This is a genomic window from Rhodococcus sp. no. 34 (genome assembly GCF_054589475.1).
Genome location: NZ_BAAILK010000019.1, coordinates 38,012 through 46,660, shown reverse-complemented (window position 1 = coordinate 46,660; position 8,649 = coordinate 38,012). Strand labels below are relative to the sequence as shown.

The following is an 8,649-nucleotide window of genomic DNA, read 5'->3' as shown; positions in this document are numbered from 1 at the left end:
CACTGAAGCCCCGCCGATCGGCGGGGCTTCAGTTGTCAGCAAGGTCGTCGGCCAGCGGTGGTCAGCGAGTTCCGAATCGCTCTTCCACCTGCTCCTTCGTCAGACCGAACTCCTCGAGCGTGTACTTGTGCGAAGGTTTGCGAGCACCCGAGCGGCTTTCCTCGTGCATGGCCTCCATCGACTGCTGCGCGGCAGCTGTCAACGGGATGTCGAAGTGCGTGTAGATGTTCTCGACGGTTCCCAGCGGATCGGTGACGAAGTCCTGATAGTCGACGTCGATGAACTGTGCGGGATTGTGGTGTGCGCGTGCACTGTCGAACTGCTCGAGCCCCCTGGCCCACAATTCGAGCTGACTTTCGCCGATCACCTTGTCGGTGAACGTGTTCGACCAACCCTCTGTAGCCTGGGCGGCCAGGCTGCACACCGACGGAATGATCGTCGTAGGGGAGCGGTGAGTCTGAATGACGAGAGCGTCGGGGTACGCCTCCATCAATTCGTCGAGCGCAAACAGGTGGCTCGGGTTCTTGAGGACCCACCGTCGATCCTGATCGGGCAGACCAATCAGCTGCAGGTTCTTCTTGTGTCGTGCATAGGCGTTCGACCACTCCTGGTCCTTCAGCCATGCGGAGTACGTGGGTAGATTTGCCAGGCACTCGTACGACACGGACTTGAACGTCTGACGCAAGAGTTGCCAACATTCTTCGACTTCGCTGGCCGACATGTAGTGCACGCCCATGAATTCGGGATGCTCGACGTGGTGTTGACCGAATGTCTCCTCGATCTTGGCGAAGACCGGGTTCGATTCCCACGTATCGCGAGGCGGGCGAGGCTGAGGGAACTCGGTCAGCCACATCTCGAGGCCCTGGTGAGCCGGGTCGACCGTGAGGAGGCGGTGTAAGGCAGTGGTGCCCGTCCGTGGCAATCCGGTGACGAAGATCGGCCGCTCGATCTTGACGTCGGCGTGTTCCGGATGCTCCTTCCACGCCGATTCACTGAGCAGACGGGCCACCAGGGCGCCGCGAAGGAATACTCGAGAGATCTTGCTGCCGAAGGGCGTCAGATCCTCGTCGCGGTCGTAAGACTCGAGGAGGACCGACAGAGCCTCGGTGTAATCGTCGACGCCGAAGTCCGTCAGGCCGGTCATCCTCGTCGCCGAGGCATGGAGATCCTCGACGGTGCCGACGTGAGTGCGTTCAGTCATGGTGCTCCTAGTGATGGAATTCGCCGCAGTTGACGTCGATGCATTGGCCGGTGATCGCGCTGGCCATCGGAGACGCCAGGAAGATCGCCGCATCGGATACTTCATCCGTCGTCGGCAGGCGCTTGAGGTCGGTGTTCGACGCAGTGTGCTCGTAGATCTGCTCGACGGTCATGCCGAACTTCTCCGCCTGGTGCGCGAAGTATCCCTTGAGGGTGTCTCCCCAGATATAGCCGGGTGCAATCGAATTGACACGAATTCCCTGCGGGCCGAGTTCGGTGGCCAGGGACTGCGACATGGCGAGCAGGGCCGACTTCGCCATCTTGTAGCTGCCGTAACGCTCTTGCGAATGCCGCAACACCATCGAATTGATGTTCACCACGGAGCCGTCCGACTCGGCAAGTGCCGGCGTGAACAGCTGCGTCAGGCGCAACGCACCCAGTACGGTCAGTTCGATGCTGTCGCGGATGTGCTGGTAATCGGTGCGAGCCAACGGTTTCATCGACGGAATCGAGAATGCATTGTTGATCAGAGTGTCGACTTTGCCGTAGGCGGCAATGGACTCGGCCACCAGGTTCTCGGCGGAAGCCTGGTCGGTGATGTCGGTGGCAACGGTGACGGCGCGCCCACCGGCATCGACTATTTCCTTCGCGACGTCGTCGAGTCGCGATTGCGTACGTGCTGCGAGAACAAGACTCGCGCCGGCCGACGCACATCGAAGGGCCAGAGCGCGGCCGAGTGCCGGACCGACTCCGGAGATGACTACTACACGGCCTTCGAGCAAGGCGGTCATGATTACCCCAGCATTCGGTTGTCGATGGCGGCCTGGCGCTGGGCAATGCGCGCTGCCCAGTCCTCGGCGGTGATGGTGTTGGTGTCGAAATGCGGCAGGTGCTTCGCAATATCTGCAACGGCGACGATTTCGACGGTGGGACCGTCCTGCGGCGTCAGCTCGCGGGACACGCGCTGCCAACGGAACTGCAGAATGCCGCGCGGATGTCCGACGGTTTCGATCCAGTTTGTGACACCGGGGTTCTTCTCGCTGACCACCATTCGAACCATCCCGTCCGGATCGACCTGTGCCTGGCCGTTGTTGAGGGAGGTCTGATGATTGACGTAGTCCAGTGAGATGTACCAGAGGCTCCCCAGTTGGAAGCCGAGATACGGTGCGTCGGAGGCGGGAACGGTGATGATCATCGCCTGCTCGTCGGTGAGTTCGTAATGTCCCACCGACGAGTACTGCGTTGCCAGCCCGCCCGGTGTCAGGCGTGGTTCGGTCATGGTGTTGACCGCGAGCTTGAGGTAGAACCACTCCGGGAACTGGAGCCACGTCTTGACCCGCGTGACCAGTGCCTTCCCAGCCCGGGCGTAACGCTTCTCGGTCTCTTCGGCGGTAAGAGGTGGCGGCGCGATCCCGATCGAATCGGTGCGCTCGATGCGGATCACGCCGCGCTGCTGACTCCAGTCGCTGTAGACCTCGCGAACGACCAGCTGCGAGGATCCGGGCGCCAGGGTGTAGTAGTTGGCTCGTCCGTCGGCGGGGCCGGGGCCGAACCAAGCGACGAAGTTGCCGTCGTCGTCTATCTCCAGCTCGCGGTCGTCGAAGGCAATTTCGCTTCCGGGAACGTTCGAGTTGGTGTAGTTCCCACTCAACACTTGGAAGCTGAGATCGGCTGTGGTGCCGCGCTTTCCGGTGACCTTGTATTCCTTGTCGTCGTTGATTCGGGCGCCGAAGTACAGAGTGTCGGGGTTGTCGAGGCCCATCTTGGTGAATGGTCCGGTGCCCTGGATGAAACTCGGATGGGTCTTTTCGCCGGCCCAGGCGGCATGCGTCGTCGCGATGATTCCGCCGGCCAGATATTGGTATCCCTCCAGTAGATCCTGTTCGGATCTGATGTGCGGCGCAGTCTCGATCAATTTCTCGGCTTCGGCGATCGCCTCGGCAAACGGGTCCGTCAGCACGCTGGCTCCTCACAGTTCCGACTATGTCGCCGGTCCAGAGCGTCGTGGTACAAATATGTACCTATTTGGTAGATGTTGGGTATTTCGACAATAGAACGCGTTCTAGGGAGTGGTCAATGGGTGGACCGGAGAAGACGCCTGAAGAGGGACGCCCGAGGGGGAGACAATCGCCTCCCACCGAACGGGTGGTTCAGGTGCTCGACTACCTCGTCGGCCGCCCTGATCAGCGGTTCGGGCTGTCGGAACTGGCCCGCGCGCTCGAGATCAGCAAGCCCACCTGCTTGGGAATCCTCACGGCGCTGGCTGATCGTGGATACCTGACTCGGGACGAGGTGTCGAAGACCTATGGGCTCGGTCCGGCCTTGATCGCAGCCGGACGTGCAGCTCAGCGGGGATTTGCCGTCGGACCCATTGCCCGCACCCATCTGGAGAAAGTGAGCACGGAGTTCGGGACGACGTGCACGGCGTCCGGTGTGATCGGTGATCAGATCAGCGTTCTCGAAGTGACCGGACCGATCGGCGCGCGTCGCGCCGCCAAGGTCGGTCAGGTGTACCCGTTCGCTCCACCGGTCGGACTGATGTACGTCCTCTGGGGTTCGGATCACGACATGGACAGTTGGCTGAGCAAAGAGCCGAGCCTGCCGGTGCGCTTGGATCGCGAGCGTCTGTGGAACGTGGTCCGCGAGTGTCGCGCTGCGGGGTATCTGGTCGAGAGTCTGGATCCCGTCGGGCAGCGACTGCACACGCTGATGGCGGGCGTTGCGACGCACGATCTTCCGCCGGAGGTGCGTGAACTGCTCGGTGAGATGGTGTCGAGCCTGGGCGAGAGGGTGTATCTCGGACGCGACATCAGCTCTGACGACGAGCATCCGGTGAGTCTCATTGCCGCCCCGACCTATGACGCCGAGGGGCATCAGGCCCTTGTGCTCACTCTGTATGTGGGTGGGGCGATCACGGGTGCCGAGATCGAGCACCGCGCCGCGGCGCTGGTTGCGGCGGCGGATGCGGTGACGGCGGAAGTTGGTGGCAGGAGTCCGGTTCGCGGTCTGTGACGTCTGATTGCCGGTCATTGACCTTTGGGTAGAACGAGTTCTATTCTGTGATTGCGTTCAATTTAGAACCAGTCCGGTACATAAATGTACCGATGCGGAAATGGTGTTCCGCACGGAGTACGTGATGCTCAGGAGCGAAAGACATGGCAACACTCCAGACCCCGCCCGCCTACGAGTTGTCGCATCTGCGAGCACTCGAAGCGGAGGCGGTCCATATATTCCGCGAAGTCGCAGCGACTTTCGAAAAGCCGGTCCTCCTGTTCTCCGGAGGTAAGGATTCCGTCGTGATGCTGCACGTAGCGGCCAAGGCATTCTGGCCTGCCCCACTGCCGTTCGCTGTGATGCACGTCGACACCGGTCACAATTTCGACGAGGTGATCGAATTCCGCGACCAGACGGTCGATCGCTTCAACCTGCGTCTTGTCGTCTCCAGCGTGCAGGACGACATCGACGCCGGACGCGTCATCGAGGACACCGGAGTCGGTTCCAGTCGCAATCGCCTGCAGACGCACGCGTTGCTGCGCGGAATTCGCGACAACAAGTTCGACGCCGTGTTCGGTGGTGCTCGCCGAGACGAGGAGAAGGCGCGCGCCAAAGAGAGGGTGTTCAGCTTCCGGGACGAGTTCGGGCAATGGGATCCGAAGGTGCAGCGACCTGAACTGTGGAACCTGTACAACGGCAAACACCGTAAGGGCGAACATATTCGGATCTTCCCGCTCTCCAACTGGACAGAGCTCGACATCTGGCAGTACATCGAGAGCGAGCAGATCGACCTCCCCGGCATCTACTACGCCCATCGTCGCGAGGTGGTTCCACGCGACGGAATGTTGTTGGCACGCACCCGTTTCCTCGAGCTTCGCGCCGGCGAAGAGTCCTACGAGGCGTTGGTGCGCTTCCGTACGGTCGGCGACGCAACGTGTACCGGATGTGTCGAATCGTCGGCCGAAACACCGGGCGCTGTCGTGGAAGAAGTTGCGGCGAGCCGTATCACGGAGCGTGGCGCAACCAGAGCTGATGACCGGATTTCCGAAGCTGGCATGGAAGATCGTAAGAAAGAGGGGTACTTCTGATGCCGCAACTGCTGAGAGTCGCTACAGCGGGCAGTGTCGACGACGGAAAATCGACACTCATCGGCCGGTTGCTCTACGACTCCAAGTCGATCTTCGAGGACCAACTCGAGGCCGTGGAACGGAGCAGTCGAGAACGCGGCGACGAGTACGCCAACCTCGCGCTACTGACCGACGGATTGCGCGCCGAGCGTGAACAGGGCATCACGATCGACGTGGCCCACCGGTATTTCGCGACCCCTCATCGGAAGTTCATCATCGCGGACACTCCCGGGCACGAGCAGTACACCCGCAACATGGTGACCGGCGCGTCGACGGCCGATCTTGCCCTGATCCTGGTGGATGCTCGCAAAGGGGTGCTCGAACAGACGCGGCGGCACGCCTTCTTGTCCACTCTCCTGGGGATACCCCACCTCGTGCTGTGTGTGAACAAAATGGACCTGGTGGGCTGGTCTCAGGAACGGTTCGAGGAGATCAAGGAAGAATTCCGACAGTTCGCGATCAAACTGGACGTCCACGACCTGACGTTCATTCCGGTCTCGGCGCTGTTGGGGGACAACATCGTTGCCCGGACCGAGAACATGTCCTGGTACGACGGGCCTTCTCTGCTGCACCATCTCGAGCAGGTGCACATCGCGTCGGATCGCAATTTGATCGACGCGCGTTTCCCGGTGCAGTACGTGATCCGTCCGCAGAAGCAGACCGACGCCGACCTCCACGATTTCCGTGGATACGCCGGAACGGTGGCCAGTGGCGTCTTCAAGCCCGGCGACGAAATCGTGGCTTTGCCTTCAGGATTCACCTCGACGGTGAAGGCAGTCCACGGGCCGGGCGGTGACGTGATCGACGAAGCGTTTGCGCCCTCGGCCGTATGCATCGAGCTGACCGACGACCTCGACGTCAGCCGCGGGGACCAATTGTGTCGGCTCAACAACCGGCCGCAGGTCGGGCAGGAAATCGATGCGATGGTCTGTTGGTTGACCGAACAGACAACTCTGTCGGAGAACAATCGCTACTCGTTGCTGCACACCACGCGCTCCACGAAAGCGCAGATCGTCAAGCTCGACTACCGGCTGGACGTCAATTCTCTGCACCGCGACGAGAAGGCAGAATCTCTGTCCCTCAACGAGATCGGCCGCATCTCGATCAAGACGCAGCAGCCGTTGATGTTCGATCCCTACCGCCGCAACCGCGTGACGGGCAGCTTCATTCTCGTGGACGAGACCACGGGCAATACCGTCGCCGCCGGAATGATCAACGGTCCGACGCTCAAGGAATCGCGCGTCGTCTGGCACAGTTCGGAGGTTTCTCGCGAGGAACGTGCGACTGCCGGCGCCACCGTGTGGCTCACCGGTCTCTCGGCCTCGGGTAAGTCGACGATCGCGGTGGAACTGGAGCGGCGGTTGGTGGCCGCGGGTATCCCGGCGTACCGCCTCGACGGCGACAACCTCCGGCACGGATTGAACGCGGATCTGGGATTCAGTGCCGATGACCGCGCCGAGAACGTCCGCCGAGTCGGCTCGGTGGCGCAGTTGTTCGCTGATTCAGGTGCAGTGGCAGTGGCCTGCCTGATAAGCCCGTACCGCGAAGATCGTGATCGAGTGCGGGCGGCGCACGAGGCCGCCGGGCTGAAGTTCGTCGAGGTCTACGTCGACACCCCGATCGAGCAATGTGAAGCCCGAGACCCCAAGGGCATGTACGCCAAGGCCAGGGCCGGGGAAATCACGGGATTCACCGGAGTCGACGATCCCTACGAAGCTCCGACCAGTCCCGAGCTGGTGATCAGACCCGAAGACGGAACGCCTACCGAACTTGCGCTGCGAATTATGGAAGTGTTGGACCGGTGAGCGAATCCACACACAGCAGAATCGCCGACGAGGCACTCGCGGCGGAATTGGCGCAGGCCGCCGGTGCGATCCTCCTGGGGATCCGAGCCGAGGGTCTGGGTGTCGACGACGGTCGTGAACTGGGCCGCCGGGGCGACAAGGCCGCCGATTCCTACATCCTCGACCGGTTGGCTGCCGAGCGGCCGGGCGATGCCGTGCTCTCTGAGGAATCTGCCGACGATCGCAGTCGTCTGGATGCAGCTCGGGTCTGGATCATCGATCCGCTGGACGGCTCCAAGGAATACGGCTTGCCGAATCATGCGGATTGGGCAGTGCACGTGGCGCTTTGGGAGCGCGGTCGCGGAATTACCGCAGCCGCGGTTGCTCAGCCGGCGCTCGGAGCGGTGTACTCCAGTGGCGACGAGGCAGCTTCGGTTGCCGCCAACTCGCCGCTCCGCGTAGTAGTCAGCGGATCGCGACCACCCGCATTCACCGAAGCGGTGGCAGCCGAACTCGGCGCCGACGTGGTGCACATGGGATCGGCCGGCGCCAAGGCGATGGCGGTGGTGCGCGGCGAGGTCGACGCGTACCTGCACGCCGGTGGGCAGTGGGAATGGGATTCGGCTGCACCCGTCGGCGTCGCACAGGCGGCGGGACTGCATTGCAGCCGCATCGACGGTTCGCCGCTGCTCTACAACGAATCTCATCCGTACCTGCCGGATCTCGTGATCTGCCGACCGGAGTTGTCGGAGTCGATCCTGGGCGCAATTGCCAAGCACTCCACGGAGTCTGCGGTCAGCGGACGCGTCGCTATGGCGCGTGAATACGTGAACGCATTGCTCACTCATGACGCAACGAAGGTCCGCTTCGCCGCCGACGCCTGGCGGGTCGAGAACGGTCAGCGAACCGGTGACAGCGGCGCCTTCATCAGCAACGAGCTCGAACAAGGCCAGCAATATCGCGGAATCGTGGCGATACGTGAACTCGCGCTGCGTGAGTGGGGCGAGAGCGTCGTAGCCCGGTATCTGCTCGACCTCGGAACACCTGGCCAGGCACCGGCCGTCACGGTTTTCGTGACCGAGTACTTCGGGATACCGGCAGGCGAGATCGAAAGCATCCTGGCAATCATCGAACCCCACGAAGACGATTCGAAAGAGGCTGGCACACAATGACACCGGACAAGCTGGTCACCGAATTCTGCGCACTGTGGGCAAATGCCGATGTCGCGAAAATTGTCGACTACTTCACCGATGACGTCGTTTATCACAACATCCCGATGGAGCCCGTGGTCGGTCGCGAGGCCGTCCGGGCGTTCATCGAGCAGTTTGTCGGTGCCTTCGGCAACATCGACTTTCAGATCAAGCGTCAGGTCGCGGACGGCAACACCGTCATGAACGAGCGCGTCGACGTCTTCACCATCAACGGCGCCGAGGTAGCGCTCCCGGTCATGGGGGTGTTCGAAGTCGAGGACGGAAAGATCAAAGCCTGGCGCGACTATTTCGACATGGCACCGATCAACGCGGCAGCCGGCCAGGCCTGATCGG

General features: G+C 61.9%; 8 protein-coding genes. 5 read left to right on the top strand and 3 right to left on the bottom strand.

Annotated elements, in window-relative coordinates; genetic code table 11:
- Window positions 1-61: 61 nt before the first annotated feature.
- From ACYP01_RS04900 to ACYP01_RS04890, 3 genes are read right to left on the bottom strand one after another with little or no spacing between them, the layout of a single operon-like run.
- A complete protein-coding gene (locus ACYP01_RS04900; protein ID WP_003941406.1) occupies window positions 62-1,201 on the bottom strand; it encodes a sulfotransferase family protein in 1,140 nt (379 codons plus the stop codon).
- 7 nt (window positions 1,202-1,208) lie between these two features.
- Complete coding sequence (locus ACYP01_RS04895) at window positions 1,209-1,991, bottom strand: SDR family oxidoreductase (RefSeq protein WP_003941313.1); 783 nt, start codon at window positions 1,989-1,991, stop codon at window positions 1,209-1,211.
- A 2-nt stretch (window positions 1,992-1,993) separates the two neighbouring features.
- Complete coding sequence (locus ACYP01_RS04890) at window positions 1,994-3,160, bottom strand: hypothetical protein (protein ID WP_003941336.1); 1,167 nt, start codon at window positions 3,158-3,160, stop codon at window positions 1,994-1,996.
- Window positions 3,161-3,276: 116 nt separating this feature from the next.
- On the opposite strand from ACYP01_RS04890, the gene ACYP01_RS04885 reads away from it, so the two are divergent.
- The 5 genes from ACYP01_RS04885 (at window position 3,277) to ACYP01_RS04865 (ending at window position 8,645) form a co-directional block, all read left to right on the top strand.
- The gene (locus ACYP01_RS04885; RefSeq protein WP_003941358.1) at window positions 3,277-4,212 is read left to right on the top strand and encodes a helix-turn-helix domain-containing protein; all 936 of its coding nucleotides are present in this window, start codon (window positions 3,277-3,279) and stop codon (window positions 4,210-4,212) included.
- Between the two features lie 143 nt (window positions 4,213-4,355).
- Window positions 4,356-5,282, top strand: coding sequence for a sulfate adenylyltransferase subunit CysD (gene cysD, locus ACYP01_RS04880; protein WP_003941285.1), 927 nt, complete (start codon window positions 4,356-4,358; stop codon window positions 5,280-5,282).
- Complete coding sequence (gene cysC, locus ACYP01_RS04875; RefSeq protein ID WP_003941334.1) at window positions 5,282-7,126, top strand: adenylyl-sulfate kinase; 1,845 nt, start codon at window positions 5,282-5,284, stop codon at window positions 7,124-7,126. The genes cysD and cysC overlap by 1 nt, the downstream gene beginning before the upstream one ends.
- On the top strand, window positions 7,123-8,277 hold the full coding sequence (locus ACYP01_RS04870; RefSeq protein ID WP_003941396.1) for a 3'(2'),5'-bisphosphate nucleotidase CysQ: 1,155 nt from the start codon (window positions 7,123-7,125) through the stop codon (window positions 8,275-8,277). Before cysC ends, ACYP01_RS04870 begins: the two co-directional genes overlap by 4 nt.
- Window positions 8,274-8,645, top strand: coding sequence for a nuclear transport factor 2 family protein (locus tag ACYP01_RS04865; protein WP_003941292.1), 372 nt, complete (start codon window positions 8,274-8,276; stop codon window positions 8,643-8,645). Before ACYP01_RS04870 ends, ACYP01_RS04865 begins: the two co-directional genes overlap by 4 nt.
- Window positions 8,646-8,649 lie beyond the last annotated feature (4 nt).

What these genes read in the sequence shown, in the direction of transcription:
- ACYP01_RS04900 (WP_003941406.1), bottom strand. Translation starts at nt 1,201, where the DNA reads ATGACTGAACGCACTCACGTCGGCACCGTCGAGGATCTCCATGCCTCG.
- ACYP01_RS04895 (WP_003941313.1), bottom strand. Translation starts at nt 1,991, where the DNA reads ATGACCGCCTTGCTCGAAGGCCGTGTAGTAGTCATCTCCGGAGTCGGT.
- ACYP01_RS04885 (WP_003941358.1), top strand. Translation starts at nt 3,277, where the DNA reads ATGGGTGGACCGGAGAAGACGCCTGAAGAGGGACGCCCGAGGGGGAGA.
- cysD (WP_003941285.1), top strand. Translation starts at nt 4,356, where the DNA reads ATGGCAACACTCCAGACCCCGCCCGCCTACGAGTTGTCGCATCTGCGA.
- cysC (WP_003941334.1), top strand. Translation starts at nt 5,282, where the DNA reads ATGCCGCAACTGCTGAGAGTCGCTACAGCGGGCAGTGTCGACGACGGA.
- ACYP01_RS04865 (WP_003941292.1), top strand. Translation starts at nt 8,274, where the DNA reads ATGACACCGGACAAGCTGGTCACCGAATTCTGCGCACTGTGGGCAAAT.